This is a genomic window from Mesorhizobium sp. LSHC420B00 (genome assembly GCF_000503055.1).
Taxonomy (GTDB): domain Bacteria; phylum Pseudomonadota; class Alphaproteobacteria; order Rhizobiales; family Rhizobiaceae; genus Mesorhizobium.
This window is the reverse complement of record NZ_AYVY01000003.1, coordinates 268,904-295,345: the sequence shown is the minus strand read 5'-3', so window position 1 is coordinate 295,345 and position 26,442 is coordinate 268,904. Positions and strand designations below refer to the sequence as shown.

Sequence of the window (26,442 nt, the reverse complement as noted above, 5' to 3'; positions counted from 1 at the left end):
ATGGCCGGGATCAAGACACGCAACGAAATCCGGTTCATCCTCAATGGCGAGGATGTCGCGCTCGGCACGGTTGCACCCGACCAGACACTGCTCGACTGGCTGCGGCTCGACCGCTCGCTGCGCGGCACCAAGGAAGGTTGCGCCGAGGGCGACTGCGGCGCCTGCACGGTGCTGGTCGGCAGGCTCTCCGGTGGAACACTGGTCTATGAAAGCGTCAATGCCTGTATCCGCTTCCTTGGCTCGCTAGACGGCACGCATGTCGTGACCATCGAGCATGTGCGCGGCGACGCAGGAAAACTGCACCCCGTGCAGCAGGCGATGATCGATTTCCACGGCTCGCAATGCGGCTTCTGCACGCCGGGTTTCGTCATGTCGCTTTATGCGCTGTGGATGCGGTCGCCGGAGCCGTCGGACGCCGCCATCGAAAAGGCACTGCAAGGCAATCTCTGCCGCTGCACCGGCTACGAGGCGATCATGCGCGCCGCACGTGCCATCTCCAGCTACGGCAAGGCGGCAAAGGATCCGTTGGCGGCCGAGCGCAAGGCAGTCACGGCCAAGCTCGACGCGATGAAGGACGGTTCGCGCATTGAGATCGGCTCCGGCAACAAGCGGCTGATCGTGCCGGCCAATGCCGACGATCTCGCCAGCGTGCTGGTCGAGGAGCCGGGCGCCACTATCGTCGCCGGTTCGACCGATGTCGGCCTTTGGGTGACCAAGCACATGCGCGATATTTCGCCGGCGGTTTTCATCGGCAATCTCGATGGTCTGTGCGGGATGTCCGAGGACAAGGGCGTCATCTCGATCGGCGCCGGTGTCACCTATAGCGAAGCCTTCTCGACGCTGGCAAAATGCATCCCGGCGCTAGGCCCGCTGTTCGACCGCATCGGCGGCGATCAGGTGCGCAACATGGGCACCATCGGCGGCAATATCGCTAACGGTTCGCCGATTGGCGACACGCCGCCGCCGCTGATCGCACTCGGTGCCCGCATGACGCTGCGTCGCGGCCACAAGCGGCGGACGATCCCACTCGAAGATTTTTTCATCGCCTATGGCCGACAGGACCGGCAGCCCGGCGAATTCGTCGAGGCCGTGCATGTTCCGCTGCCGGGCAGCGAGACGAAATTTGCCGTCTACAAGATCACCAAGCGCCGCGACGAAGACATCACCGCAGCGCTAGGCGCGTTTTTCCTGACGCTGGCCGCGGACGGCACGGTGGCGGAGATACGCATCGCCTATGGCGGCATGGCGGCAACGCCGAAGCGCGCCTTTGGCGTAGAAAAGGCATTGCTTGGCAAGCCCTGGACGGAAGCGACGGTCGAGGCGGCGATGGCCGCGTACGCCGGCGATTTCACCCCGCTGACCGACATGCGGGCAAGCGCCGAATACCGGGCGCTGGCGGCGCGCAACCTGCTGCTGCGCTTCTTTGCCGAAACCATGGGCACCCGGGCGCCGATCCAGGTATCACGGCACGAGGCGGCATGATGAACAAGCACGCCACTCCGAACTTGAAGGCGCAAAAAATCGCCGGCGGCGTCGCCACCGATCAGCGCCATGATTCCGCGCACAAGCATGTCAGTGGCACGGCCGTCTATATCGACGACATGCCGGAACCGGCCGGCACGCTGCACGGCTGTCTTGGGCTTTCGGCGGCGACGCATGCCACCGTCACCAGCATGGACCTGTCGGGGGTCCGCGCCGCACCCGGCGTCATCGACGTGCTGACGGCGAGCGACGTGCCCGGCGAAAACGATATTTCGCCGACCGGCCGCCACGACGAGCCGGTGCTTGCCGACGGCAAGGTGCAATTCTTCGGCCAGCCGATCTTCTGCGTCATCGCCGAAACCCGCGAGCAGGCGCGCCGGGCGACGAGGCTGGCCAAGGTCGAATACAAGGAATTGCCGTTCGTCGCCGATATTGGCGAGCTCGATCCCCGGAAAGACAAGCTGGTCACGCCGCCGCTGACCCTGAAGCGCGGTGATGCAGCGGCTGCGATCAAGGCAGCGCCACGCCGGCTGAAAGGGCAGATGCGCATCGGCGGCCAGGAGCATTTCTATCTCGAGGGTCATATCGCCTTGGCCATCCCTGGCGAGGACCACGACGTCACCATCTATTCCTCGACCCAGCACCCGAGCGAAATCCAGCACATGGTCAGCCATGCGCTCGGTGTTCCGAGCCACGCGGTGACGGTGGAAATCCGCCGGATGGGGGGCGCTTTCGGCGGCAAGGAAACGCAAGGCAATCAGTTTGCGGCATTGGCCGCTATCGCCGCGAAGAAACATCATCGGGCCGTGAAAATCCGGCCCGACCGCGACGACGACATGATCGCCACCGGCAAACGCCACGATTTCCTCGTCGACTACGAGGTCGGCTTCGACGATGAGGGCAATATTCTCGGCGTAGATTTCATGTTCGCGGCGCGCTGCGGCTTCTCGGCCGACCTCTCCGGCCCGGTCACCGACCGCGCGCTGTTCCATTGCGACAACACCTATTTCTGGCCGGCGGTGCACGCGCAATCGGCGCCGCTCTACACCAATACGGTATCGAACACCGCCTTTCGCGGCTTCGGCGGCCCGCAAGGCATGGTCGGCGCCGAGCGCGTCATCGACGAAGTCGCGTTTGCCGTCGGCAAGGACCCGCTCCAAATCCGCAAGAAGAATTTCTACGGCACCAGCGACCGCAACATCACGCCCTACCACCAGACGGTCGAGGACAACATCATCCACCGCATCGTCGCCGAGCTGGAGGCGAGTTCCGACTATGCAAGGCGCCGCCGCACCATCGATGCTTTCAATGCCAACAGCCGCTTCATCAAGCGGGGACTGGCGCTGACGCCGGTCAAGTTTGGCATCTCGTTCACCGCCACCCATTACAACCAGGCCGGCGCGCTGGTGCATGTCTATACCGATGGTTCAGTGCACCTGAACCACGGCGGCACCGAGATGGGGCAGGGCCTCTATGTCAAGGTGGCGCAGGTTGTGGCGGAAGAGTTCCAGATCGACCTCGATCAGGTCAAGATCACCGCGACGACGACCGGCAAGGTGCCGAACACCTCGGCCACTGCCGCGTCTTCCGGCTCCGACCTCAACGGCATGGCGGCGCAGAACGCCGCCCGCCAGATCAAGGACCGGCTGACCAATTTCGCCGCCGAGAAATTCCAGGTGCCGCGCGACCAGGTGCTATTCCTGCCAAACCGGGTGCGCATCGGTAATCAGGAGATCGCCTTCGCCGATCTCGTCAGGCAGGCCTATATGGCGCGCATCCAGCTTTCGGCGGCTGGCTTTTACAAGACGCCGAAAATCCATTGGGACCGCGACAAGGGCGAGGGTCGCCCCTTCTATTATTTCGCCTATGGCGCGGCTTGCTCGGAAGTTTCGGTCGACACGCTGACCGGCGAATATGTCGTCGAGCGCACCGATATTCTGCACGAAACCGGGCGTTCGCTGAACCGCGCCATCGACCTCGGCCAGATCGAGGGCGGCTTCATCCAGGGCATGGGCTGGCTGACCACGGAGGAACTGTGGTGGGACGACAAGGGGCGGCTGCGCACCCATGCGCCGTCGACCTACAAGATCCCGCTCGCTTCGGACCGGCCGAAGATTTTCAACATCACGTTGGCCGACTGGGCGGAAGCAGGCGAGCCGACGGTGCACCGCTCCAAGGCGGTCGGCGAGCCGCCCTTTCCGCTCGCAATGTCGGTGCTGCATGCGCTGTCGGATGCGGTGGCGAGCGTTGCTGGCCACAAGATCTGCCCGCGCCTTGACCCGCCTGCCACGCCGGAACGGGTGCTGATGGCGATCGAACGGCTGAAGCGAGAAGCCAGGACCGGCACTTGAATCCCGGAAAACGTGCAATTCAGGCCGAAAAACTCTATATTTCCCAACAGGGAACGCGAATGATGAACGCGAAAATGCAGAGCCTGAAAGCCTTTCTTGCCGGTGCCTGCCGGGTCGCCTTGGTTGAGGTGGCCGGGACAAAAGGCTCGACGCCGCGCGAGAGGGGTGCCTTCATGCTCGTCTCAGGATCGGCCACTTTCGGCACGATCGGCGGCGGCCAGCTCGAATATATGGCGATCGACAAAGCGCGGCAGATGCTTGGTCGATCGGCCTCAGGTTCTGGCGAATCTGTCGAGGCTGGCGCCGCCCCTCATCCGCCTGCCGGCCCCTTCTCCCCGTATAGTTACGGGGAGAAGGGGGCTGGCCGCAACGCTGTCGCGACGCTCGACGTCGCGCTCGGCCCGGAGATCGGGCAGTGCTGCGGCGGCAGGGTCGAGGTGCTGATCCGGCTGGTTGACGCCGCGCTTGAGGCCAAGTTGGTCGCGGCGGCGGAAGCCGAGGAGGCGCAGCTGCCGCATGTCTACATCTTCGGCGGCGGCCATGTCGGCCATGCGTTGGCCTCGGCGGTGGCTTTGCTGCCGGTGCATGTCGTCATTGCCGAGACGCGAGCCGAAGCGCTGGAGGGCATGCCAGACACGGTCGAAACCTGTTTGACGCCGATGCCTGAGGCGATGGTGCGCGAAGCCCCGGCTGGATCCGCCTTCGTCGTCCTTACCCATGACCACGCGCTGGATTTCCTGATCGTCGCCGAGGCGCTGAAACGCCGGGATGCCGCCTATGTCGGCATGATAGGCTCCAGAACCAAGAAGGCGACGTTTCGGAACTGGTTCCTTAAGTCGGCGGACGGAAGCGAGGCGGAATTTGACCGCCTCGTCTCGCCGATCGGCGGCGATGCCGTCAAGGACAAGCGCCCGCAAGTGATCGCCGCACTCGCCGCAGCCGAGATCATGACGGCGTTGGCCGCCCACGCGATAGAACCGGCAGCTCCGTCCAAAGCACGTCGTGGCAAGGCGATGGCGGGCTGACGTTTCCTTCTATTCCTGTTCCTGCGTGTGTGCCTCGAGGAACCACAGCAATTTGTCGAGCGAGCGTGAATAGGCGGTGAAGATGTCGGCGGTGTCGGCGTCGCCCGCTCCCGCCGCTTCGTCGATCGCCGCGCGTGCCCGCTTGGCGGTCGCGGCATAGCGGTCGATCAGCGCCGCCAGATGATCTCGGGTCTTGTGGATGTCGGTCGGATAGGCCTCGAGCATAGTCGCCTTCGACACCTCCTGCGATGTGCCGAGCGCCGTGCCGCCGAGCTGTACGGCGCGCTCGGCAATGGTGTCGACATGTCCGTCGATCTCCTCGCGGAACGTGTCGAGCATCTCATGGATGGCGATGAATTGCGGCCCCTTGACGTTCCAGTGCGCCTGCTTGGTGATCAAGGCCAGATCTATGGCGTCGGCGAGGCGGGCGTTGAGAAGATCGATACACTCTTTCTTGGCATTGGATTGCAGGTCGTTGCGGGTGGCGATGGCATCCATGATCGGCTCCTGTGGCGGTTGCGTCCGCGTGGTTTGAAGAGGGCGAAGGTTGTGGAAGGTCAATCGAACATGCGCGCAGACGCCCTCATCGCCGCGGCACAGCATCCCAAAACGGCGATCTCCGACTTTCGTTCCGCTCGTCGTTTACGCTGGCCTTTTCAAGCCCAGATGGTCGCGCAGCGTGCTGCCGTCATAATCCGTACGGAACAGACCGCGCCGCTGCAGCTCCGGCACGACAAGCGTGGCAAAGGCATCGAGTTCGCCGGGAAAATAGGATGGCATCAGGTTGAAACCGTCTGCCGCGCCGCCCTCGAAGCGTGCTGCGAGCTGGTCGGCGATCTGGGCCGGAGTTCCGACGACGCGCCAATGGCCGCGCGCGCCGGCGAAATGACGGGCAAGCTGGCGAATGGACAGGTTGTCGCGGCGCGATTGCTCGATGACGAGCGCCTGCCGGCTCTGCATGCCTTCGCTGGCCGGCAGCTGCGGCAGCGGTCCGTCGATGGGATAGCGCGAGAGATCGGATATGCTGAGATAGCTGGAAAGCAGCGCAACGCCGACATCGTCCGGTATCAGCTCCTGCAGTTCATCATGTTTTGCCCGGGCTTCCGCTTCGCTTGCCGCGACGACCGGCGCCACCCCAGGCATGATCTTGAGGTCGTCCGGCTTGCGCCCATAGGCAGCCAGCCGTCCCTTGAGGTCGTCGTAGAAGGCCTTCGCTTCCTCGAATGTCTGCGCCGCCGTAAAGACCACGTCGGCGGTCCGGGCGGCGAGGTCACGACCCTCGTCCGACGCTCCCGCTTGCACCATGACCGGTGCACCTTGTGGCGAGCGCGGCAGATCGAGCGGGTCACGCACCGAAAAACTTCTGCCTTCGTGTCCACCCTGGCCTCGCCAAAGGCCGGCAACCACGGCAGCGAATTCGCGCGCCCGCCCGTAACGGTCCGCATGCGGGCGCAGACCGGTCGAGCCGAAATTGGCGGCCTCGATCTGGCTGGCCGAAGTGACAAGGTTCCAGCCGGCACGCCCGCCGCTCAGATGGTCGAGCGACAGGAAGGTCCGCGCCAGCCCGTAAGGCTCGTTGTAACTCGTCGATGCCGTGGAGACGAGGCCGATGCGCTCCGTCTGCACCGCGAGCGCCGCAAGCAGGCTGATCGGCTCGAAGCCAATCGAGCGCGACGTTTGGCTGGCGATGTCGACATTGGCCTCGCGCACACCGGCGGCGTCCTCGCAGAAGATCATGTCGAACTTCGCCGCTTCCGCCGTCCGCGCCAGCTGGATGTAATGATCGATGTCGATGCCAGCCGTGACATGCGCCTGCGGATGGCGCCAGGCGGCGATGTGGTGGCCTGTCGCCCATAGGAAGGCGCCGAGCTTCATCTGGCCTCGACCGGCGCTCATTGCCGATCCTCCCCTGCAAGCCCGAGATGGGCCCGCAGTGTCGCCGCGCTGTAGCCGGACCGGACAAGGCCGCGGCGGCGAAGCTCCGGCAGCACGAGACCGATGAAATCGTCGAGCGCCGACGTGAGCGGCACGGCGATGTTGAAACCGTCGCAGGCTTTCGAGCGAAAGCACTCTTCGAGCCTATCCGCAAACATATCCGGCATGGCGGCCATCTCGCCATCCGTGACAACATTCATCAGCACCTTCAGCCCCTCCGGCCTGCGCCCGAAGGCAAGCGCACGGCGCTTCAGATCGTCAGCCCAGTCGATCGATCGCTGGTCTAGCAGGACAACATCGGCGGTGCGGGCGGCGATATCCATGTCGGGCTCGGACAGGCCGGACATGACCAGCACCGGCGTGTCCTGCGGCGACCGCGCCACGTTGAGCGGCCCGCGCACAGAAAAATATTCGCCCCTGTGGTCGAGAAGGTGCATCTTCTCGGGATCGAAGAAGCGGCCGCCACTTTTGTCGAACAGAAGCGCGTCTGCGTCCCAGCCTTTCCACAAGCCTTGCACGATGCCGACGAATTCCTCGGCGCGCAGGCGGAATGCGTCGCCGGAAAACCCTTCCGGTCGGCTGAAATTGGCCGCCTCGCGCGGGTCGGGCATCATGCTGGCGTTCCAGCCGGCGCGGCCATGGCTGATAATGTCGAGCGAAGCGAAACGGCGCGCGAGATTATAGGGCTGGTGGGCGACCATTGACGCCGCGGCGATGAGACCGATCCTGCTTGTCACCGTCGCCAGCGCTGCCAGCAAGGTCGTTGCTTCGAAGCGCATTTGCCGGTTCGGTCCGCCTGCAACCGGCGCGGAATCGGCGAGCAACACCATATCCAGGCCGGCCGCTTCGGCTTTTTGCACGGACCGCGTCAGCAGACTGAAATCCGGAACGACGTCGGACGGAGAGGAGGGAGCAGTTTCCGGAGCTAGTGAAACGGCTAGATGCATTGTGGCGCCGCTGGCCATCGGTCTTCCCTGGTGAGTGAGATTCCATAAGAAATATCTTCGCCGGCTGGACGGAAAGCAACCGGCCAGCCGGCGATCATTTGCCGGCCAGAATATCCCTGATCAGCCGCTGGCAGCGCTCGGCCATGAAGTCGAGCAGCAGCCGCACCTTCGGATCCTGCAGCTTCTTATGCGGGTAGACGGCGGCGAATTGCACCGGCGTCGGCGGCGTTTTGCTCAGGATCACCTTCAGCCGCTGGTCGCGGATAAACGGCTCGACCTCGAAGCGCGGCTTGTTGATGATGCCGCGGCCGGACAGCGCCCAGCCGGTCAGCACGTCGCCGTCATCGGTATCGTAGGGGCCGTGCACCTCGAACTTTTGCGGCCCGTTCCGCGTCTGCAGGGTCCAGACATATTCGCGCGCGCCGGAATAGCGCAGCATCAGGCAATCGTGCTTCTTGCCGATCAACTCGCTCGGCTCGCTCGGCTCGCCGCGCGCCTCCAGATATTGCGGAGCCGCCACCAGCACTCGCTCGCAGTCCATGATGCCGCGCATCCTGAGGCTGGAATCCTCGATGATGCCCAGCCGGAACGCAACGTCGATGCCTTCCTTCATGATATCGACATTGTGGTCGGAAAGCCGGAGCCGCACCTCGATATCTGGGTATCTGTCGTGGAAATCCGGGATGCCGGATGCCACCAGTCTCCGCCCGAGGCCGAGCGGCGCTGTCACCTTTATGGTGCCGCGCGGCTGGCCGGATAACGCGCTGACCGCAGCTTCGGCCTCGGTGACCGCCTCGAGCACCTGCTTGGCGCCGGAATAGAACACCGTGCCGTGCTCGGTCGGCATCAACTGCCGCGTCGTGCGGTTGAACAGCCTGACACCGAGATGCTTCTCGAGCTCCTTGATCCGGTTGGAAGCGACCGCCGGCGAAATGCGCATGTCGCGCCCAGCCGCCGACAAATTGCCGAGTTCGACGACGCGAACAAAAACGGCGATGTTATCGAGATAGGCCATGCGGCTTTCGGGGCTCTCATGTGGCTGCGTATGATCAGCCTAGTATTTTCCAATTTTTTTTGAAAGTCATCGTGCACCTCAGCCCTTTCCGTTTGCGCTCCAGTCCGTAAAATCAGTCGATCGGCAGGGACGATTTTTCATGATGGATTTCGCGATATTCTGGGATTGGCTGAGTTTCGCCGTGCGCTGGCTGCACGTCGTCACCGGCATCGCCTGGATCGGCTCGTCCTTTTATTTCGTCGCGCTCGACCTCGGCCTGCGCCAACGCCCGGGCATGCCTGCAGGCGCTTTCGGCGAGGAATGGCAGGTGCATGGCGGCGGCTTCTACCACGTGCAGAAATATCTGGTGGCACCGGCCGAAATGCCCGAGCACCTGACCTGGTTCAAGTGGGAATCCTACGCCACCTGGCTGTCAGGCTTCGCGATGCTGTGCGTGGTCTATTATGCCGGGGCGGACCTGTTCCTGATCGATCCGAATGTGCTTGCCATGTCGGTGCCTACAGGCATCTTGCTGTCGCTGGCGACGATCGGCGTCGGCTGGGTGGTCTACGATCTCCTGTGCCGTTCGCCGCTCGGCAACAGCGACACCGGCCTGATGCTGGTGCTGTATGGGGTGCTGGTATTCATGGCCTGGGGACTGACCCACCTGTTCACCGGCCGCGCCGCGTTCCTGCATCTTGGCGCCATCACCGCGACGATCATGTCGGCCAACGTCTTCATGGTCATCATCCCCAACCAGAAGATCGTCGTCGCCGACCTGATCGCCGGCCGTAAGCCCGATCCGAAATACGGCAAGATCGCCAAGCAGCGCTCGCTGCACAACAACTACCTGACGCTGCCCGTTTTGTTCCTGATGCTGTCGAACCATTATCCGCTGGCGTTCGGGACAGAGTTCAACTGGGTCATCGCCTCGCTGGTGTTCATCATCGGCGTGCTGATCCGGCACTATTTCAACACCAGGCATGCGCGCAAAGGCAATCCGACCTGGACCTGGCTGGCGGCGGCCGTGCTGTTCTTGGTCATCATCTGGCTGTCGACGGTGCCGAAGTTGCTGACCGGCGAGGCGAAGGCGTCGGCGGCGGCCCAGGTCTACGTTGCCTCGGCGCATTTCCCTGCCGTGCGCGATACGGTGCTTGGCCGCTGTTCGATGTGCCACGCCGCGGAGCCGTCCTACGAGGGCATCTACCACGCGCCGAAGGGCGTGATGCTCGACACCGATGCCGGCATCGCCGAGCACGCCGGCGAGATCTACCTGCAGGCCGGCCGCAGCCACGCCATGCCGCCCGCCAACGTCACCCAGATCACCGACAAGGAACGGGCGCTGCTGGTGGCATGGTTCGAAGGCGCAAGGAAATGACCAGCACGCTCCTGCGCGGCCGCACGCTGTCGTTTTTGCGCTGGCCCGAAACCGTCGACGACCATTCCGCCTGGCGCTACGAGCAAGATGGCGGCCTGCTGCTCCGCGACGGTAGGATCATTGCCGCCGGCGCCTATGCCGAGGTCGAGAAAAAGGCGGGCGAGGGAACAAGAAAGGTCGACCATCGGCCGCATCTGCTGCTGCCCGGGTTCATCGATGCGCACGCGCATTTTCCGCAGATGCAGGTCATCGCTTCCTTCGGCGCCGAGCTGCTCGACTGGCTGAACACCTACACTTTTCCGGAAGAGACAAAATTCGGGAACGCTCAGCATGGCCGCCGTATCGCCAGGCTGTTCCTGGATGAAGTATTGCGTCATGGCACGACGACTGTCGCCGCCTATTGCTCGGTACACAAGGAATCGGCCGAGGCGTTCTTTGCCGAGTCGCATGACCGCAACATGCTCAACATCGCCGGCAAGGTGATGATGGACCGCAACGCGCCGGACGGCGTGCTCGACACGCCGCAATCGGGTTATGACGACAGCAAGGCGCTGATCGAGGAGTGGCACGGCAAGGGGCGCCAGCACTATGCCATCACCCCGCGCTTCGCCATCACCTCGTCACCCGAGCAATTGGAAACGGCGGGCGCGCTCTGCCGCGAATATCCGCAATTGCATATGCAGACGCATCTGTCGGAAAACCACGCCGAGATCGCCTTCACGCAGCAGCTTCATCCGCAGGCGCGCGACTATACCGATGTTTATGAGCATTACGGGCTGCTCGGGCGCAGAAGCCTGTTCGGCCATTGCATCCATCTGTCGGAACGCGAGGCGGATGCGCTTTCCGATAGCGGCTCGGTGGCGGTGTTCTGCCCGACCTCCAACCTGTTTCTCGGCTCGGGCCTGTTCGATTATCAGCGCTATCGCCGCCGCGAGAAGCCGCTCCGCATCGCCGCCGCCACCGATGTCGGCGGTGGCACCAACTATTCGATGCTGCGCACCATGGACGAGGGCTACAAGGTGATCGCGCTGAATGGCGAGAAGCTCAATCCGTTTCAGTCATTCTGGCAACTGACCCGCGGCAATGCTGAGGCGCTGTCGCTTGTGGAAAAGATCGGCACTCTGGAGGAAGGCAGCGACGCCGATATCGTCGTGCTCGACGCCCGCGCCACGCCGGCGATGCGGCTGCGGGTGGAGACGGCGGACACGCTCGCCGAGGAATTGTTTCTGCTGCAGACGCTCGGCGACGACCGCGCCGTGCACGAGGTCTATGTCGCCGGTCGGGCAGCTAAGGCGGACATGGCGACCTAGCTGGTCCCGGCGTCCCGGCTTGACCGAACGGCAGCCATCGGCCAAAGCGTGCGGCGAGATTGACAGGGGAACGACATGGCCGTTGCGGACGACATCGCTCTGATCAAGAAACAGGAAGCCGCGCTTGTTTTCTCCGCCTTCGACGAGGCTGTCGCTTTCGAGATCGGCTCGGCGATCCGCGACCGGGCTTTGACCGAGAACCTGCCGATCATCATCGATATCAGAACCTTCGATCGGCCGCTGTTCTATGCGGCAATGCCCGGCTCGAACGCTTCCAATGCGGACTGGGCGCGGCGCAAGATCAACGTCGTGCGGCGATTCCTGAAAAGCACCTACCGCATGGTGCTGGAGCAGCAGCGCCCCGACCGCAGCTTCAAGCCTGGCGAGGGGCTGGACATTGTCGACTACGTGCTGGCCGGCGGCGGCTTTCCCATCACTGTCAAGGGCGCCGGTGTCATCGGCGTGATCGCCGTCTCGGGCCTGCCGGAGCGTGAGGACCATGGTGTGGTCGTCGATGCGCTCTGTGCCTATTTGGGCGTGGATAACCAGGAGTTGGTCCTGCCGCCGGAAGCAACATCGTGACGTTGGCGCCGCCCCTCATCCGCCTGCCGGCACCTTCTCCCCGTCTAGCGACTGGGAGAAGGGAAGCGCTCCAACGCTGGCTACCCCCTCTCCCCGTCTCTAGACGGGGAGAGGGTAAGGGTGAGGGGCAGCGCAAACGCCGCAGAAGTTCGCAGAACGTCGGTGGCAGCTCAGTATGACCATTCTCGACCCGAAATCCTTCCTTATATCCATCTTCAACGCCGCCGTTGCCGCCGCCGATCCCCAGAGGACGATCAAGAATCATTTGCCCGCAAGGCCGAAGGGCCGCACGATCGTCATCGGTGCAGGAAAAGGCTCGGCGCAGATGGCGGCGGCTTTCGAGAAAGTGTGGGACCGGCCGATCGAAGGTTTGGTCGTCACCCGCTACGGCTATGGCGCGGCCTGCCGGCGCATCGAGATCATCGAGGCGGCGCATCCGGTGCCGGATGCCGCCGGGCTGGAAGCTTCGCGACGGCTGCTCGAAAAAGTCCAGGGACTGACTGCGGACGACCTGGTCGTAGCGCTCATTTCCGGCGGTGGCTCGGCGCTGCTGCCGTCACCCGCCGAAGGTCTGACGCTGGCCGATGAGATCGCCGTCAACGAGGCGCTGCTCGCCTCCGGCGCGCCGATCGCCGCGATGAACACGATCCGTAAGCACCTTTCCACCATCAAGGGCGGCAGGCTGGCGGCCGCCGCATATCCGGCCAAGGTGGTCTCGCTGGTGGTATCAGACATTCCGGGCGACAATCCGGCTCTGGTCGCTTCTGGTCCGACCGTGCCGGACATAGGCAGCCGTGAGGACGCACTGGCGTCGATCGCTGCCTATGGCATGAAGCTGCCGGCTTCGGTCATGGCGCATATCAAGTCGCCGGCGGCCGATGCGCCACGTCCGGACGATCCGCGTTTTATCCGCAACGAGGTGCATCTGATCGCTTCGGCCGGCGTCTCGCTGGAAGCAGCAGCGGCCGAAGCGAAGCGCCGAGGTATTCAGGCCGTCATTCTCTCCGATTCCATCGAGGGCGAGGCACGCGAGGTCGGTGGCATCCACGCCGCAATCGCGCGCGAGGTGGCGACGCGCAGCCGGCCATTTGCAAAGCCGGTGCTGATCCTGTCGGGCGGCGAGACGACGGTGACCCTGCGCGCGAAAGGCAAAGGCGGCCGTAACTCGGAATTCCTGCTCGCCTTCGCCATCGGCATCACCGGCATGGCGGGCGTGCACGCACTGGCCGCCGACACCGACGGCATTGACGGTTCGGAAGACAATGCCGGCGCCTTCGCCGACGGCTCGACAGTTTCGCGGATGCGCGCGGCGGGCGTCGATGCCAAGGCCATGCTTGCCGGCAACAACGCCTGGACGGCATTCAATGCCGTAGATGACCTTTTCGTACCCGGTCCGACCGGCACAAACATCAACGATCTCCGGGCGATATTGATCAAATAGCTCAGGCCGCCATCAGCCTTTTCACCGCTCTCATATCCTGCAGGAACCGCTCGCGTTCGGCCCGCTTGTCCGCCGGCTCGCGAATGCGCAGAATGAAGGACGGGTGGATGGTGACGAAGACACGCAAGCCATCGTCGCGCTCCACTACCGCCCCGCGCATCTTCATGATCGGCACCACCTTGCCGAGCAGCGCCTGCGCTGCAGTGGCGCCGAGTGCCACCGCCAGGTTGGGCTTGATCAGATCGATCTCTTTGTCCAGCCACCAGCGGCAAGCCTGCACCTCGCCGGCATTCGGCTTGGAGTGGATGCGCCGCTTGCCGCGCGGCTCGAACTTGAAATGCTTAACCGCGTTGGTGACGTAGACTTTCAGCCGATCGACGCCGGCATCATCCAGGATCGCGTCGAACACCTTCCCGGCCGGACCGACGAAAGGCTTGCCCGCCAGGTCCTCCTGGTCGCCCGGCTGTTCGCCGACGAAGATCACCTTGGCTTTATCAGGACCCTCACCGAACACGGTCTGCGTGGCATCGCGCCATAGCGGACAGCGGCGGCAGATCTTGGCCGTTTCGCGCAGTTCAGGAATCGTCCTGGCGTCGATTTCTGTCGTGTCCGGGGACTTGCTTGCAGGCAAGCCTCTCGACTGCACCTTGGCATGGTGCGGCGTCGGGGTTGTCTGCATCCTGGCGATCATGACTAAGGCGGCCTTGTTCGCTCCTGCAATCAGACACGCAATGAGCAAAGCCCGCCGAAGGTTCCGCTGAAATTATTCCGCATGGGCCTTCACCGGCAGATGGCCGACGATGTGAAGCCCTAAACCTCGTGCAGATAGAGGTGATAATCCAGTTCGCTGACCGTGCGCGCCACGCGCAGATATTCCGACTGCTTGATCGCCACGAATGTCCGGTGCAGGTCTTCGCCCAATGCGCCCTTGAGGAAGGTCGACGCCCTTGCCGCCTCGATCGCGGCACGCCAGTCGACCGGCATCGTCGTGCGCGTGACGGCGGATTCGTAGCCATTGCCGGTGGTTTCAGGGCCGGGGTCAAGACCTTCGTCGAGACCCCTAGTGATGCCGGCCAGCACCGTTGCCGCGACTAGATAAGGGTTGGCGTCGACGCCCGATGGCCGGTGCTCGATGCGGCGGTTCTTGGCATCGCCGGCTGGCACACGCAGCGCCACCGAACGGTTGTTGACGCCCCAGGTCGGCGCCACCGGCGCATAGGATTGCGATACGAAGCGCCGCCATGAATTGGCGTGCGGCGCGAACACCAGCATCGATTCCGCCATCGTCTGGATCAGTCCGCCGAGACCGCGCAGCAGCGGCAGCGACCAGCTTTCGCCGCCGGCTTCGGCAAAGACGTTCTTGCCGGCATCATCCAGCAGCGAGACATGAAAATGCATGCCAGAGCCGGCATACTTCTCGATCGGCTTGGCCATGAAGCAAGCGGTGACACCATGACGGCGTGCCTGCGCCCGCACCAGCCGCTTGAGCATGACGAGATCGTCGGCCGCCCGCATCNAGACGTGTGCTCTTCCGATCTCTTGCACCTTGGCCGCGGCATAGATGTCGGAAAACAGCGGCTCCATGCCGTGCAGATGGTCGACGGAATAGACCTCTGTCTTGGCCGAGCGGCGGCCGTCGAGCACCGCATGCGCCGGCTGCACCTTGCCTTCGGCATCGCGCTCATTGGCGAGCAGGAAGAACTCGAGCTCGAAGGCGCCGGCCGGATGCAGGCCCTTGGCCGCGAGGATATCTACCTGGCGGGCGAGCGCCAGCCGCGGGTCGGACGACATCGGCTGGCCATCGAGATGGTACATCGCCATCAACACCTGGCCGCGCGGCGGCTGGGTGCCGAACAGCGGCACCAGCGTGCCGGGGATCGGCCACGCCCGCAGGTCGCCGTCGCCGGTCGTCCAGATCAGCCCGGTCTCGTGAACATCCTCGCCGGTGATGTCGAGGCCGAGGATCGAGATCGGCATGTGCCGGCCGCCCTCGAAGATGCTCATCAACTCATGTCGGCGCACGATCTTGCCGCGCCCCACGCCATTGGCGTCGGTCAGCACGATGTCGAACGCTTCGATCTCCGGATGGGCGTCGAGAAAGGCCTGCGCCTCGGCGGGCGTCGAGCCCGAAGGGGATGCCGTGACCAGGTTCAAACTTTGCTTGGGCGCTTGTTTCATGCTGCCAGCTTGTCTCATGCCGTAAGCTTTGCCGCAACCGCGCCGAAGGCGGTGATCAGCCGGTTCACCTGGGCGGCGCGAGTTGCCGGCGAGATCAGCATCATATTGTGGAACGGTGCGATCAGCACGCCGCGATTGACCAGCGCGACATGCATCGCCGCTTCGAGCTCCGGCGCATGCGCCCTCTCGGCTTCGCCGCCATTCCTCAGCGGGCCTGGCGCGCAGATGAACTCGACGCGGGCGCCGACCCGAGCAACATGCCAGGGCAGGCGATAGCGATCGATAACGGCAGTCAGCCCGGCGTCGAGCCGCCGCGCCAGATGGTCCATATGGCTGTAGTTCTCGTCGGTCATGACGTCTTCGAGCGTGGCACGCATCGCCGCGAATTGCAGCGGATTGGCCGACAGCGTTGTCCCCATGCCGGAATAGCCGGGCTCTTTCCGGCTGATATAAGCGGCATAGCGCGCCGCAACGCCTTCGCTCATGCCCCACACACTCGCCGGTATGCCGCCGGCAATCGGCTTGCCGAGCACGAACAGGTCCGGCTCCAGCCCGTATTTGCTTGTATAGCCGCCGGGACCGGTCGAGATCGTATGCGTCTCGTCGATTAGAAGCAGCGTGCCGGTCGCACGGGTGAGACGCCGCAAGCCGTCATGAAAGCCGGCTTCGGGCAGCACCATGCAGGAATTGGTCAGCACCGGCTCGGCGATGACGCAGGCGACATCGTTGCCCTGAAGTGCGGCCTCAAGCGCCGGCAGATCGTTGAACTCGACGATATCAGTTGCCCGCGTCAGGTCGCGGAATTCGCCGGCCAGTCCCGGTCGGTTCACCGCTTTGCCGTCGACCAGCCGGACCATCGTCTCGTCGACCGAGCCATGATAGCAGCCGTTGAAGACCAGGATCTTCTCCCGGCCGGTAACGGCACGGGCAACCCGCAGCGCGAAGCGGTTGGCGTCGGTTGCCGTCGTCGCGATCTGCCACAACGGCAGACCGAAGCGCTGTTGCAGCAGCGGGCCGATGGCGAGCGCGTCCTCGGCAGGCAGCATGTAGGTCAGACCGCGTCCGGCCTGCCGGCGGATGGCGCGGGCGACCGGCGGCGGCGAATGACCGAACATCGAGCCGGTGTCGCCGAGGCAGAAATCGTCGAGCCGGTTGCCGTCGATATCTCTGATGGCGGTGCCTTTGGCCTTATCAACGAGGATCGGGAACGGCGTCGGCCAGTCGTTCATCCAGTGCATCGGCACGCCGCCGAAGAAGCCGGGCAGGCCATTGCCGATTTTCGCCATCGATTTCGGCCGCGCCTGGCGGAAGGCTTCTGCCTCGGTCTCGCGCAACTCGGCAATCCGGGCCGGGCCGATGCCGCCGATGGAGGTCTTTGAATGGTCGATGACGTTCATGGCGGCCCTCTCCGCCGCACTTTAGACAATCGGCATCCGCCACCGCAATTGGCGGGCGGCTGCCCTGTGTTGGGTCAGCGGTCATTTGAATGGAACAGGCGCTTGACCGCGAGCCGCCTTCGGGCGCCAATGGCACTTCGGCTGGAGGGGACACGATGGTGCGGGCGATCATCTGCGCGGCAACGCTGCTGTCGTCGGTTGGTGCGGCTTTGGCATCCGGCGGCATCTGGTGTTCCGCCGAGGATGCAGCCGTCAAATTTGAGGTCGATGCCGGGGTCACCAGAGGCATGGGCGGGCCGACCTTCAATTTTCGCGGCGAGCTCGAAATTCTGGGCAGGCCAGTCGGCGACAGTCTGCGCAAGACTGTGTTCGAGGATCAGAACCTCACGCAATATTGGCTCGACAACAAGGAATTGCGGCTGCTCGTCTATCGCGAACGGCAGGTCGAAAACGCCTACGACTATGTCGAACTGGCGATCCTGACCAAGGCCAGCGACGAAGGCGTCTATGACGGCCGCTATTTGCTCTCAATCTATGATGTAACGGACGATGCCGAAAAGGATGGCAAGCCGGCTGAATTGACCGGCAAAGTATCTTGCGGAGCCGACTAACGGGCTAGGCGGAAATGTCGATGACGCCGCAATCGCCGGCGGCGCTGCCGAACGCGACGCGGCGCTCTTCCTTGTCCCACATCATCGATGTGATGGCGCCCTTGCCTGGCCGGCGCAGCAGCACTTCCCTGGCGTCGGCGAAGCGCACCGCCATCACCATGCCGTCATCATACCCTACCGCCACTACATCTTGGCTCGGATGGCAGGCGACGGAGGTGACCATCGCACTGCCGCGCGTGCCGAGTTCCAGCGGCGCCTTGCCCATCGGCCCATCCTTGCCCGAAAACGGCCAGACGATCGCCGCCGGCGCGCCGGAACTCGCCAGCCATTTGCCCTTGGCGCTCCACGACAGGCTTTTGACCTTGCCGGGATAGCCGGACATCCGCATGTGCTTGCCGTCGGCGAGTTTCCAGCCATGCAGCGCGTTTTCCTGCATTGTGGTGACGACGAAGCCGCCGTCCGGCGAAAACGTGATGCCGGTGTGGGCGCCGGCCCATTCGAGCTCGACCGGCTTGCCGTCGGCGGCCGGGAAATGCAGCGTCGCGCCATTGTAGCGAGCAACGCCGAAGCGCATGCCCTTGGGCGAGAAGGCCAGCCCCTCGACCGAGCGCGGATGCGAGAATTCCCTGGTCTTGCCGTCAGCAAAACGCACATAGGCAATTTTGCCCGAAGCATAGGCAACAGCGCCTTGCGGCCCGGCGGCCACGCTGGTGATCCATTTTTTGCCTGCGGTCGCCAATTCCGCAGTATTGCCGCCTGCGGTCACGGCAAAGATCTTGCCGTCCTCACCGCCGGTGATCAGCCGGTCGTTTGCGCCATCGTGAAGGGCGGCGAGCAGCCCGTCATTGGCCTGCACCGTCTTGTGCCCATGGTCGAGCCGATGGATTGTGCCGTCGGCCAGCGCGAAATGCGGCACGTCGCCAAGGAACACGGCGGCGAGGCAGTGGCCTTCGAGATCGAGCGGGGCGACTGTCGGCATGAGAGACCATTCCGTTCGAGATTTCTGCTGCCCCACCCTTAAGGGGTTGAGCTGCGGGTCTCAACCCGTGCTTCGGATCGTCGTGAGGAGAGAGCGCCAGCGTTGCGGGCGCCCCTTCTCCCACAAGGGGAGAAGGGGGAAAGGGCAGCTAAATCAAGCGGCGTGGCAGGCCTGGAAGCTTGTCTTCAGCCGCTCGGCGTCGAGTTCGCGGCCGATGAACACCAGCCGGCTCTCGTGCTTCTCGCCGTCCTTCCAGGCGCGTTGGTGGTCGCCTTCGATGATCATGTGCACGCCCTGGATGACATAGCGCTCGTCATCGCCTTTCAGCGCGATGATACCTTTCAGCCGCAGGATGTTCGGGCCTTCCATTTGGGTGACCTTCTCGATCCACGGGAAGAACTTTTTCGGGTCCATCTCGCCGCCGCGCAGCGACACCGACTGCACCGTCACATCATGGATGTCGGAAGGGTGCGCGTGATGATGGTCATGCCCGTCATGATCGTGATGATCATGGCCCTCGTGATCATGGTGATCATGATCATGATGGTCGTGATCGTCATGCGCCTCGAGGAAGTGCGGATCGTTCTCCAGCGCCCGGGACAGGTCGAACGCACCGCGATCGAGCACCTCGGACAGCGCCACCCCGGCGCGTGTGGTGCGATGGATGCGTGCCGCCGGGTTGATGGCGCGGATCGTCGCCTCTACCTTGCTCAGCTCTTCGGGGGTGACCAGGTCGGTCTTGTTGAGCACGACGACATCGGCAAAGGCGATCTGGTCCTCGGCCTCGCGGGAATCCTTGAGGCGCAGCGGCAGGTGCTTGGCGTCGACCAGCGCCACCACCGCATCGAGCCTGGTCTTGGAACGCACATCGTCGTCCATGAAGAAGGTTTGCGCTACCGGCACGGGATCGGCGAGGCCTGTGGTCTCGACGACGATGGCGTCGAAGCGGCCGGGCCTGCGCATCAGACCTTCGACGACGCGGATCAGGTCGCCGCGCACGGTGCAGCAGATGCAGCCATTGTTCATCTCGTAGATTTCCTCGTCGGATTCCACGATCAACTCGTTGTCGATGCCGATCTCGCCGAACTCATTGACGATGACGGCGTAGCGCTTGCCATGGTTTTCCGAAAGGATGCGGTTGAGCAGTGTCGTCTTGCCGGCGCCGAGATAGCCGGTAAGGACGGTAACGGGGATCTGCGTCTGTGCGTCGCTCATATTGTGCCTCGAATAGGGATTGTCGGCTCCATATAGGATGTGTGCTCGGCTTTTGCACGAGGCAAACCGATGGGCCAAAGAGGCCGCTATTGCCGAACTTTCCTCACATTGCCGAACGTTCATTGGCGCGGGCTGGCGGTGGGGCCTAGATAGGGCGAGGGGTTGTTCGCACTGAGGAGGCGCCAGATGTCCGACAAGTCCTTGCCATTAAGCCGGCGGCAGGCTCTCGGTCTTGTAGCGGTCACCACGGGCGGCATATTCCTGCCCGCCGGCGCAAGGGCCGGGCAGGTCTCGCCCTATGCCGGGCTTGCTTTGTTCGAAGCCGGTGCCGGCGTCTGCACCATGACGCCCGAGGTCACCGAAGGACCGTTCTATTTCGACCCGAAGCTCGAACGCGCCGATATCACCGAGGGCAAGAAGGGCGTCGCCCTCAATGTGCGGCTGCAAATCGTCGACGCCGCCTGCCGGCCGCTTCCCGGCGCACGCGTCGATATCTGGCATTGCGACGCCCAGGGCGCCTATTCCGGCTATCCCGGACAGGGCGACGGGCAGGATATCGACACGTCCGGCCAGAGCTTTCTGCGCGGCTGGCAGAGAGCCGATGAAAGCGGCATCGCTTCTTTCGCCACCATCTATCCCGGCTGGTATCGCGGCCGCACCACCCACATCCATTTCAAGATCTTCCCCGACGACCGCTCGGCGATGACCGGCCAGATGTTCTTCCCCGACAGCTTGAGCGAGCAGATATTCGCCACCGTCGCGCCCTATAACGATCGCCCCGGCAAACGCGATACATCGAACACGCGGGACGGCATTGCCCGCCAGGCCGGGCCGCTGTCACAGGCAGCGCTGCGGGAAATGGCGGACGCCTATCAGGCCTTGATGGTGGTCGCGGTGAAGGCCGGTTGAGGGCGCCTCGTCACGTCGCCATCCAGCCGTCGCGGAAAGTCGTTTGTCATCTAACTGAAATAAACATCTGGCATTAGCCACGGCGAACACCGCGATGCTTGCCGGCAAAGCTATTTTCCGAGCCGGAATGTTTTCGATCGTCATTGCCAATCGGCGGCCTGCTTCTATGCTGTCCGCACCGGTTCGGCCGAGGAGGGATGAGCATGGCCAAGGCGGACAAGACTGCAACAATGAGCCGGCTGCATTCGGCGGCGCGGCTGGCGCGCACGGCGCTCGCCGCCCGGCTTCTGGCGCATGGCTTCTATGCCGGTCAGGACCAGATCATGCTGGCGCTCGACCGCGAGGACGGGCAGACGCCCGGCAATCTTGCCGGCCGCCTCGGCGTGCGTCCGCCGACCATCACCAAGACCATCAACCGGCTGCAGGCGCAGGGTTTTCTGGAAAAGCGGGCCTCCTCCGCCGATGCCCGCCAGGCGCATATTTTCCTCACCGACACCGGCCGCGAAATCATCCACGCCATCGAGAAATCGGTGAAGAAGACCGAAAAGCAGGCATTGAAGGGTCTCGACAAGAAGGATCAGAAATCGCTGTTCAAGCTGCTTGCCCGTGTCGAAGCGAATCTTTCGAACGGCGAAATGGTGCTCCCCGATGACGAACTGGATATCGAGGACAAGATCCTTGAATAGGTCACGCGTTCGCCGCTGACGGCCGCCGCGTCAGTGCCGACCAGCGTCCGGGTGTGACGCCGAACGCCTTCTTGAAATGCCGATTGAAATGGCTTTGGTCACTGAAGCCGGCTGCGATGGCGATTTGCGCCAGCGGCTCGTCGCATTCGATCATCCGACGGGCTCGTTGAAGCCGGCGCATCAACAGGAACCGGTGCGGGCTGGTGGAGAAGGTGGCGCGGAAATGCCGCGACAGGGCATAACGGTCCAATCCGGTGATCGCCTCCAATTCATCCGAACGTACAATCCGCGCGACATTTTCCTCCAGATAGTCGCGCGCCAGACTGGCGGCACGCCACGCAGTTTTCGCTATCGGTTTCGCCGGCTGACCGGCGTGCCGGGCCAGGCTTTGCATCAGCTGCGTCATGAAATCGACCACAAACAGCTCGTCCAGTTCCTGATCCAGCGGCCCGAGCGCCGAAAGCAGCGTCGCGCGGAAATCGCGGTCTGTCATCACGGCATCCCCGACAAACGGCAGTGACCCGCCGCCGAGGCAATCGAGCATCAGGGACGGCTCCAAATATAGCATTCTGTAACGCAATCCGTCTTCTGTGCCGGCGCCGCCATCGTGCATTTCGTCGGGATGAAGGATAATGATCTGGCCAGGCAGGCTCTGATGCGTCGCGCCGCGATAGCGGAAGCTCTGTATGCCATAAAGCGTCACCCCGATTGCATAGGTGTCGTGGCGATGGAGATCGAAGGCGTTGCCGTGGAACCGGGCCTCGATGCGTTCCATGCCGGCAGTACCGGGTGCCGATACGATGCAGTTCTCGGCTGCATCCACGCACAAACGTCCAAGACCCTGAAAGGCTTCCCCGTCTAGACCGTGCGGCATCGCTTCACTCGCAGCCTCGGATTGGCCCCCTTTCGGATTGGAAACTGTCGCATGTTCGATACGAAATTTGCAATCGTGCTCAGGGACGATCTTCCCGTCTGGCAGAAGCTCAACGTCACCGCCTTTCTGACCAGCGGCATCGTCGCGCAGTTTCCCGACCTCATCGGCGAGCCCTACCGTGACCGCGCCGGCAATATCTACAACCCGCTATCGATCCAGCCGGTCATCGTGCTTTCGGCAGACGGCCAGGCGCTCGGAACGATCCAGCGGCGGGCGCTGGAGCGTGGTGTGACGGTTTCGCTCTATGTCGAGGAAATGTTTTCGACTGGGTACGATCTGGCCAACCGTGCCGTCTTTGCCGAATTTGCGCCGGAGGATGCCAAGGTGGTCGGCATCGCGCTTCGCGCCGAAAAGAAGCTCGTCGACAAGATCACCAAGGGTGCCCGCATGCACACCTGACTCTCCGGCCACCAGGAACAAAACTGAGCCTGTCGTCGCCTGTCGGTGTGCCAGCCTCTTTTGGCTTGCCCGCTGGCGACAATTCCCGCATTGGTGAGGGACTGCCTTGCTTCCCGTCCGGCCTGAAATTGAATGCTCCCCCAAGACAAGACGAAAGCGCTACGTCGCCGGCGGCGATCCTGTGCATGCTTTCCGTCTATGTGTTTTTCACCTTCCTCGACACCAGCAGCAAGTACCTTGTGCTGGCTGGCGTCTCGGCGCTGATCGTCGCCTGGACCCGCTTCGCGGTCCATGTCCTGCTTGTCGGCGTCTTTCTGCGCGGATGGCGTGAGCCGTTGCGTTTTCGTCCCGCCAACCTGCCGGCGCATCTCACGCGCGGTCTGCTCCTGTTCGGATCGACCATGTTCAACATTCTGGCGCTGCGGATGCTGCAGCTGGCGGAAACCACCTCGATCTACTTCTTCGGCCCGATGGTGATCACCGCGCTTGCCGGTCCGTTGCTCGGCGAATGGGCCGGCTGGCGGCGCTGGCTGGCGATCATGAGCGGCTTTGTCGGCGTCCTCATCATCACCCGGCCGGGCATCGGGGTTTTTGGCGTCGGCCATCTCTTTGCGCTCGGCTCGATGCTATCGAACAGTTTCTACGTCATCATGACGCGCCGTATGTCGGCGACGGAAACCTCGGAAAGTCTCATCCTGTTTTCGGCGCTGGCGCCGGCCGTGCTGCTGCTGCCGACACTGCCGTTTTCGCTTTCGCTGCCGCAGGATGGCTGGCACTGGTTCATATTGCTGATGCTTGGCGTCTTCGGCGCCATCGGCCATTGGCTTCTTGTGCAGGCCTATCGCCTTGCCACCACCACGGCCCTGGCTCCCTATCCCTATTCGCAGATGATCTGGATGATCATCTCCGGCCTGATCGTCTTCAACCAGTTTCCCGACCGCTGGACGCTGGTCGGTGCCACCGTCATCGTCGCCAGCGGCCTCTACATCGTCCACCGCGAGCACCGGCTTCGCTTGCACAACCGCGCGACGCTGGACGCGGAGGCGGAAGCGCTGGCAAAAAAACTTTGATTTGCTCGGGATCGATGGCATAAGAGCCGGCCTTTAAACAGTTTAAATTGCTTCGGGAGCGCAGGGCGCTGGCACAGAAGATCAAGCTTTCGACCATCGCGGATGCGCTCGGCGTGTCCACGGCCACGGTCTCGCTGGCCTTGCGCGACAGCCCGCTGGTCGCCGGCGGCACCCGCGACCGTATCAAGGAACATGCACGCGCCATCGGCTATATCTACAACCGCCGTGCCGCCAGCCTTCGCACCTCACGCTCGGGCATTGTCGGCGTCGTCGTCCACGACATCATGAACCCGTTCTTTGCCGAGATACTGCGTTCGATCGAGAGCGAACTCGACCGCAGCCGGCAGACCTTCATCCTGTCGAACCACTACGACCAACTCGAGAAACAGCGCACCTTCATCGACACGCTTCTGCAGCTCGGCGCTGACGGCGTCATCATGTCGCCGGCCATCGGCACACCGCCCGAAGACATAATCATGGCCGAGGAGAACGGTCTCCCGGCAGTGCTGATTGCACGCACCGTCGAAGGTGCCGACGTGCCGGTGTTTCGCGGCGACGATGCCTATGGCACCGGGCTTGCTACCAATCATCTGATCTCGCTTGGCCACAAGCGCATCGCCATGATCGGCGGTACCGACCAGACGTCGACCGGCCGCGACCGTTATCAGGGATATGTCAACGCCATGGAGGCGGCAGGGCTCGAGGTCAGGCCGTCATGGCGTATCGCCGGCCCGCGCACCAAGCAGGCCGGCTTCGAGGCTGCCGGGCAGTTCTTGGCGCTGAAAGACAGGCCTACCGCGGCCTGCTGCTGGAACGACCTCGTCGCCATCGGCCTGATGAACGGCATTGCGCGCGCGGGGCTGGTGCCGGGCATCGACATCTCCGTTACCGGCTATGACGACCTCGAGGAAGCGGCGATCGCGACGCCGGCACTGACCACGGTCTGGAACGGCCAGCGCGAGGTTGGCCGCCGCGCCGCCAGCGCGCTGCTCGACAAACTCAACGGACAGACGGTGCGGCCGTCGCAGGAACTGATCAAGCCGGAACTGCATGTGCGCCAGTCGACCGGCAAACCGGTGGAACGTGCATGACAAAAACCGAACAGCAAGCTGTCGCCATTCTGGTGCCGGGCCAGTTCAACGACCATGCGGTCGGCCGCATCGACGGGGCGTTCAGCCGCGTCCGGATCGAAGGCGCCGATCCGTCGCTGGTCACCGACGACATGCGCCGTACGGTGCGCGGCATAGCCGCCTTCGGCGGCATAAGCGCCGCGTTGATGGACGCGCTGCCAAAGCTCGAGATCATCGCCAATTTCGGCGTCGGCTATGATTCTGTCGATGTCCGCCACGCCGTACAGCGCGGCATCATGGTCACCAACACCCCGGATGTGCTGACCGAAGAGGTCGCCGATACGGCGCTCGGCTTGCTGATCAACACCATCCGCGAACTGCCGCGCGCCGAGGCCTGGCTGCGCGACGGAAGTTGGCTGCGCAAAGGCAACTATCCGCTGAGCCGGCTGACCCTGCGCGGGCGCCATGTCGGTATCTTTGGCATGGGCCGCATCGGCCTCGCCATTGCCCGCCGGCTCGACGCTTTCGGGCTGCCCATCGCCTACCACAACCGGCGCCGCGTCGAAGGCCTGTCCTATGACTATCACCCGACGCTGAAAGGTCTCGCCGAGGCGGTCGACACACTGATCTCGGTGGCGCCCGGCGGGGCCGCGACGGAAAGGGCAGTCAATGCCGAAATCCTCTCGGCTCTTGGGCCGAACGGCGTCTTCGTCAATATCGGCCGGGGCAGCACGGTCGACGAGCCAGCCCTTGCCGCCGCACTTGCCAGCGGCAGCATCGCCGCTGCCGGGCTAGACGTCTTTGCCGACGAGCCGAATGTGCCAGCGGCGTTGCTTGCCGCGCCCAACACCTCGCTTTTGCCACATGTCGGCTCCGCCTCGCAGCACACCCGCCGCGCCATGGCGGACCTATGCGTCGACAATCTGGTCTCGTGGTTTTCGCAGCGCAAGGCACTGACGCCGGTGCCGGAGACGGCAAATGTCAAGGCAAGGCCGTAAGCGGGCTGCCATATCTATTAACTTCAGCTTAACCCTTCGGAATCATTCTGGTCCCTTCCTAGTGTCTGTCCGCCTGACAGCACATGACAGCAAGATGAAGCGCGCCTCCTGATCTCTTCGAACGCGGCGCGCTTGAAATGCGCGGAGAAACAGGATGAAAACGCTTCCTGCATTGATGGCGGTTGCTGTGCTGTTCGGCAGCGTCCAGCTGTTTTATGCCGGTAGCGGTGAAAGCCGTGCAGCCAGTGAGTCACCACCTTCATCCGGCAACTACCGGCTGGTAGCCCATGGTGACGAGGCGTCTTGTGCGGTCAGCCGTGGCGCCGAGATTTCGCAAGGCTTGTCGCTGTTGACGGTCGCCGCGAATTGCCGCCGGGTGTTGCCCGGTGTCGAGCAGGCGAAGTTCTGGCGAGAGCAGAATGACGGCACGGTCACATTCAGCGCCAACGGCACCGATCCAATCGTCATGTTCTCAGTCGCCGATGGCGACGGTTACGAATCCTACGCGCCGGCGCTGCCGCTGCTATCGCTGCCGTCGGCCGGCAACTGAC

Annotated in this window: 25 protein-coding genes; 15 read left to right on the top strand and 10 right to left on the bottom strand. The window is 63.5% G+C overall.

The annotated features are described in order from the left end of the window. The 3 genes from xdhA (at position 1) to xdhC (ending at position 4,858) form a co-directional block, all read left to right on the top strand. Complete coding sequence (gene xdhA, locus X760_RS49045) at positions 1-1,482, top strand: xanthine dehydrogenase small subunit (protein ID WP_023718079.1); 1,482 nt, start codon at positions 1-3, stop codon at positions 1,480-1,482. Then, on the top strand, positions 1,482-3,833 hold the full coding sequence (gene xdhB, locus X760_RS49040; RefSeq protein WP_023718078.1) for a xanthine dehydrogenase molybdopterin binding subunit: 2,352 nt from the start codon (positions 1,482-1,484) through the stop codon (positions 3,831-3,833). The genes xdhA and xdhB overlap by 1 nt, the downstream gene beginning before the upstream one ends. A gap of 62 nt (positions 3,834-3,895) precedes the next feature. After that, positions 3,896-4,858, top strand: coding sequence for a xanthine dehydrogenase accessory protein XdhC (xdhC, locus tag X760_RS49035; protein ID WP_023718077.1), 963 nt, complete (start codon positions 3,896-3,898; stop codon positions 4,856-4,858). A 9-nt stretch (positions 4,859-4,867) separates the two neighbouring features. Here the strand turns inward: xdhC and dps are convergent, their stop codons facing one another. The 4 genes from dps to X760_RS49015 all read right to left on the bottom strand — a co-directional run bounded on the left by dps (position 4,868) and on the right by X760_RS49015 (position 8,755). Then, entirely contained in the window at positions 4,868-5,356 is a 489-nt protein-coding gene (dps, locus tag X760_RS49030) for a DNA starvation/stationary phase protection protein Dps (RefSeq protein ID WP_023718076.1), read from the bottom strand. A gap of 144 nt (positions 5,357-5,500) precedes the next feature. Further along, a complete protein-coding gene (locus X760_RS49025) occupies positions 5,501-6,754 on the bottom strand; it encodes an LLM class flavin-dependent oxidoreductase (protein ID WP_023718075.1) in 1,254 nt (417 codons plus the stop codon). Then, on the bottom strand, positions 6,751-7,758 hold the full coding sequence (locus X760_RS49020) for an LLM class flavin-dependent oxidoreductase (RefSeq protein WP_031193704.1): 1,008 nt from the start codon (positions 7,756-7,758) through the stop codon (positions 6,751-6,753). The genes X760_RS49025 and X760_RS49020 overlap by 4 nt, the downstream gene beginning before the upstream one ends. 76 nt (positions 7,759-7,834) lie before the next feature. After that, complete coding sequence (locus X760_RS49015; RefSeq protein WP_023718073.1) at positions 7,835-8,755, bottom strand: LysR family transcriptional regulator; 921 nt, start codon at positions 8,753-8,755, stop codon at positions 7,835-7,837. A gap of 139 nt (positions 8,756-8,894) precedes the next feature. On the opposite strand from X760_RS49015, the gene X760_RS49010 reads away from it, so the two are divergent. The 4 genes from X760_RS49010 (at position 8,895) to X760_RS48995 (ending at position 13,445) form a co-directional block, all read left to right on the top strand. Then, positions 8,895-10,112 (top strand): urate hydroxylase PuuD, encoded by a 1,218-nt coding sequence (locus X760_RS49010; RefSeq protein ID WP_023718072.1) that lies wholly within the window; start codon positions 8,895-8,897, stop codon positions 10,110-10,112. After that, on the top strand, positions 10,109-11,422 hold the full coding sequence (gene guaD, locus X760_RS49005) for a guanine deaminase (RefSeq protein WP_023718071.1): 1,314 nt from the start codon (positions 10,109-10,111) through the stop codon (positions 11,420-11,422). The genes X760_RS49010 and guaD overlap by 4 nt, the downstream gene beginning before the upstream one ends. A 75-nt stretch (positions 11,423-11,497) precedes the next feature. Beyond that, positions 11,498-12,004: a heme-degrading domain-containing protein gene (locus X760_RS49000; RefSeq protein ID WP_023718070.1), complete on the top strand. Its 507-nt coding sequence runs from the start codon at positions 11,498-11,500 to the stop codon at positions 12,002-12,004. Positions 12,005-12,179: 175 nt separating this feature from the next. Beyond that, positions 12,180-13,445: a glycerate kinase gene (locus X760_RS48995; protein WP_023718069.1), complete on the top strand. Its 1,266-nt coding sequence runs from the start codon at positions 12,180-12,182 to the stop codon at positions 13,443-13,445. Position 13,446: 1 nt separating this feature from the next. On the opposite strand, the gene X760_RS48990 is transcribed toward X760_RS48995, so the two are convergent. From X760_RS48990 to X760_RS48980, 3 genes are all read right to left on the bottom strand, one after another. After that, positions 13,447-14,169, bottom strand: coding sequence for a UdgX family uracil-DNA binding protein (locus X760_RS48990; protein ID WP_280940411.1), 723 nt, complete (start codon positions 14,167-14,169; stop codon positions 13,447-13,449). A gap of 86 nt (positions 14,170-14,255) precedes the next feature. Next, entirely contained in the window at positions 14,256-15,623 is a 1,368-nt protein-coding gene (locus tag X760_RS48985) for a glutamine synthetase family protein (RefSeq protein ID WP_031193701.1), read from the bottom strand. A gap of 14 nt (positions 15,624-15,637) precedes the next feature. Then, positions 15,638-17,020, bottom strand: coding sequence for an aspartate aminotransferase family protein (locus X760_RS48980; RefSeq protein ID WP_023718066.1), 1,383 nt, complete (start codon positions 17,018-17,020; stop codon positions 15,638-15,640). An 89-nt stretch (positions 17,021-17,109) separates the two neighbouring features. On the opposite strand from X760_RS48980, the gene X760_RS48975 reads away from it, so the two are divergent. Beyond that, entirely contained in the window at positions 17,110-17,631 is a 522-nt protein-coding gene (locus tag X760_RS48975) for a hypothetical protein (protein WP_348633211.1), read from the top strand. A 4-nt stretch (positions 17,632-17,635) separates the two neighbouring features. On the opposite strand, the gene X760_RS48970 is transcribed toward X760_RS48975, so the two are convergent. Beyond that, the gene (locus tag X760_RS48970) at positions 17,636-18,610 is read right to left on the bottom strand and encodes a WD40 repeat domain-containing protein (protein ID WP_023718064.1); all 975 of its coding nucleotides are present in this window, start codon (positions 18,608-18,610) and stop codon (positions 17,636-17,638) included. 153 nt (positions 18,611-18,763) lie between these two features. Then, positions 18,764-19,825: a GTP-binding protein gene (locus X760_RS48965; RefSeq protein WP_023718063.1), complete on the bottom strand. Its 1,062-nt coding sequence runs from the start codon at positions 19,823-19,825 to the stop codon at positions 18,764-18,766. A gap of 186 nt (positions 19,826-20,011) precedes the next feature. On the opposite strand from X760_RS48965, the gene X760_RS48960 reads away from it, so the two are divergent. Together X760_RS48960 and X760_RS48955 are read left to right on the top strand one after the other, a co-directional pair. After that, positions 20,012-20,734 carry an intradiol ring-cleavage dioxygenase gene (locus X760_RS48960; protein ID WP_023718062.1) on the top strand — a complete coding sequence of 241 codons (723 nt, stop codon included), beginning with the start codon at positions 20,012-20,014 and terminating at the stop codon, positions 20,732-20,734. Between the two features lie 203 nt (positions 20,735-20,937). Continuing rightward, positions 20,938-21,420, top strand: a complete 483-nt coding sequence (locus tag X760_RS48955) for a MarR family winged helix-turn-helix transcriptional regulator (RefSeq protein WP_023718061.1) — start codon at positions 20,938-20,940, stop codon at positions 21,418-21,420. Between the two features lies 1 nt (position 21,421). Here the strand turns inward: X760_RS48955 and X760_RS48950 are convergent, their stop codons facing one another. Beyond that, the gene (locus tag X760_RS48950; RefSeq protein ID WP_023718060.1) at positions 21,422-22,294 is read right to left on the bottom strand and encodes an AraC family transcriptional regulator; all 873 of its coding nucleotides are present in this window, start codon (positions 22,292-22,294) and stop codon (positions 21,422-21,424) included. A gap of 51 nt (positions 22,295-22,345) precedes the next feature. Here X760_RS48950 and X760_RS48945 point away from each other — a divergent pair, with 51 nt between their 5' ends. The 5 genes from X760_RS48945 (at position 22,346) to X760_RS0137390 (ending at position 26,441) form a co-directional block, all read left to right on the top strand. Beyond that, complete coding sequence (locus X760_RS48945; RefSeq protein ID WP_023718059.1) at positions 22,346-22,753, top strand: DUF2000 family protein; 408 nt, start codon at positions 22,346-22,348, stop codon at positions 22,751-22,753. Positions 22,754-22,938: 185 nt separating this feature from the next. After that, positions 22,939-23,823, top strand: coding sequence for a DMT family transporter (locus tag X760_RS48940; protein ID WP_036244435.1), 885 nt, complete (start codon positions 22,939-22,941; stop codon positions 23,821-23,823). A gap of 68 nt (positions 23,824-23,891) precedes the next feature. After that, a complete protein-coding gene (locus tag X760_RS48935) occupies positions 23,892-24,914 on the top strand; it encodes a LacI family DNA-binding transcriptional regulator (RefSeq protein WP_023676245.1) in 1,023 nt (340 codons plus the stop codon). Further along, complete coding sequence (locus X760_RS48930) at positions 24,911-25,891, top strand: 2-hydroxyacid dehydrogenase (RefSeq protein WP_023718057.1); 981 nt, start codon at positions 24,911-24,913, stop codon at positions 25,889-25,891. Before X760_RS48935 ends, X760_RS48930 begins: the two co-directional genes overlap by 4 nt. Positions 25,892-26,045: 154 nt before the next feature. After that, a complete protein-coding gene (locus X760_RS0137390; protein WP_031193699.1) occupies positions 26,046-26,441 on the top strand; it encodes a hypothetical protein in 396 nt (131 codons plus the stop codon). The last annotated feature ends 1 nt before the right edge of the window (position 26,442 follow it).

Bases quoted from the DNA above. Each gene is read 5' to 3' on its own strand.
- guaD (WP_023718071.1), top strand. From the start codon at position 10,109: ATGACCAGCACGCTCCTGCGCGGCCGCACGCTGTCGTTTTTGCGCTGG.
- X760_RS48955 (WP_023718061.1), top strand. From the start codon at position 20,938: ATGGCCAAGGCGGACAAGACTGCAACAATGAGCCGGCTGCATTCGGCG.
- xdhA (WP_023718079.1), top strand. From the start codon at position 1: ATGGCCGGGATCAAGACACGCAACGAAATCCGGTTCATCCTCAATGGC.
- X760_RS48960 (WP_023718062.1), top strand. From the start codon at position 20,012: ATGTCCGACAAGTCCTTGCCATTAAGCCGGCGGCAGGCTCTCGGTCTT.
- dps (WP_023718076.1), bottom strand. From the start codon at position 5,356: ATGGATGCCATCGCCACCCGCAACGACCTGCAATCCAATGCCAAGAAA.
- X760_RS48945 (WP_023718059.1), top strand. From the start codon at position 22,346: ATGTTCGATACGAAATTTGCAATCGTGCTCAGGGACGATCTTCCCGTC.
- X760_RS49000 (WP_023718070.1), top strand. From the start codon at position 11,498: ATGGCCGTTGCGGACGACATCGCTCTGATCAAGAAACAGGAAGCCGCG.
- X760_RS48940 (WP_036244435.1), top strand. From the start codon at position 22,939: ATGCTTTCCGTCTATGTGTTTTTCACCTTCCTCGACACCAGCAGCAAG.
- X760_RS48965 (WP_023718063.1), bottom strand. From the start codon at position 19,825: ATGAGCGACGCACAGACGCAGATCCCCGTTACCGTCCTTACCGGCTAT.
- X760_RS49015 (WP_023718073.1), bottom strand. From the start codon at position 8,755: ATGGCCTATCTCGATAACATCGCCGTTTTTGTTCGCGTCGTCGAACTC.
- X760_RS48995 (WP_023718069.1), top strand. From the start codon at position 12,180: ATGACCATTCTCGACCCGAAATCCTTCCTTATATCCATCTTCAACGCC.
- X760_RS48970 (WP_023718064.1), bottom strand. From the start codon at position 18,610: ATGCCGACAGTCGCCCCGCTCGATCTCGAAGGCCACTGCCTCGCCGCC.
- X760_RS0137390 (WP_031193699.1), top strand. From the start codon at position 26,046: ATGAAAACGCTTCCTGCATTGATGGCGGTTGCTGTGCTGTTCGGCAGC.
- X760_RS49025 (WP_023718075.1), bottom strand. From the start codon at position 6,754: ATGAGCGCCGGTCGAGGCCAGATGAAGCTCGGCGCCTTCCTATGGGCG.
- xdhC (WP_023718077.1), top strand. From the start codon at position 3,896: ATGAACGCGAAAATGCAGAGCCTGAAAGCCTTTCTTGCCGGTGCCTGC.
- xdhB (WP_023718078.1), top strand. From the start codon at position 1,482: ATGAACAAGCACGCCACTCCGAACTTGAAGGCGCAAAAAATCGCCGGC.
- X760_RS49020 (WP_031193704.1), bottom strand. From the start codon at position 7,758: ATGGCCAGCGGCGCCACAATGCATCTAGCCGTTTCACTAGCTCCGGAA.
- X760_RS48950 (WP_023718060.1), bottom strand. From the start codon at position 22,294: ATGCCGCACGGTCTAGACGGGGAAGCCTTTCAGGGTCTTGGACGTTTG.
- X760_RS48930 (WP_023718057.1), top strand. From the start codon at position 24,911: ATGACAAAAACCGAACAGCAAGCTGTCGCCATTCTGGTGCCGGGCCAG.
- X760_RS49010 (WP_023718072.1), top strand. From the start codon at position 8,895: ATGATGGATTTCGCGATATTCTGGGATTGGCTGAGTTTCGCCGTGCGC.
- X760_RS48980 (WP_023718066.1), bottom strand. From the start codon at position 17,020: ATGAACGTCATCGACCATTCAAAGACCTCCATCGGCGGCATCGGCCCG.
- X760_RS48975 (WP_348633211.1), top strand. From the start codon at position 17,110: ATGGAACAGGCGCTTGACCGCGAGCCGCCTTCGGGCGCCAATGGCACT.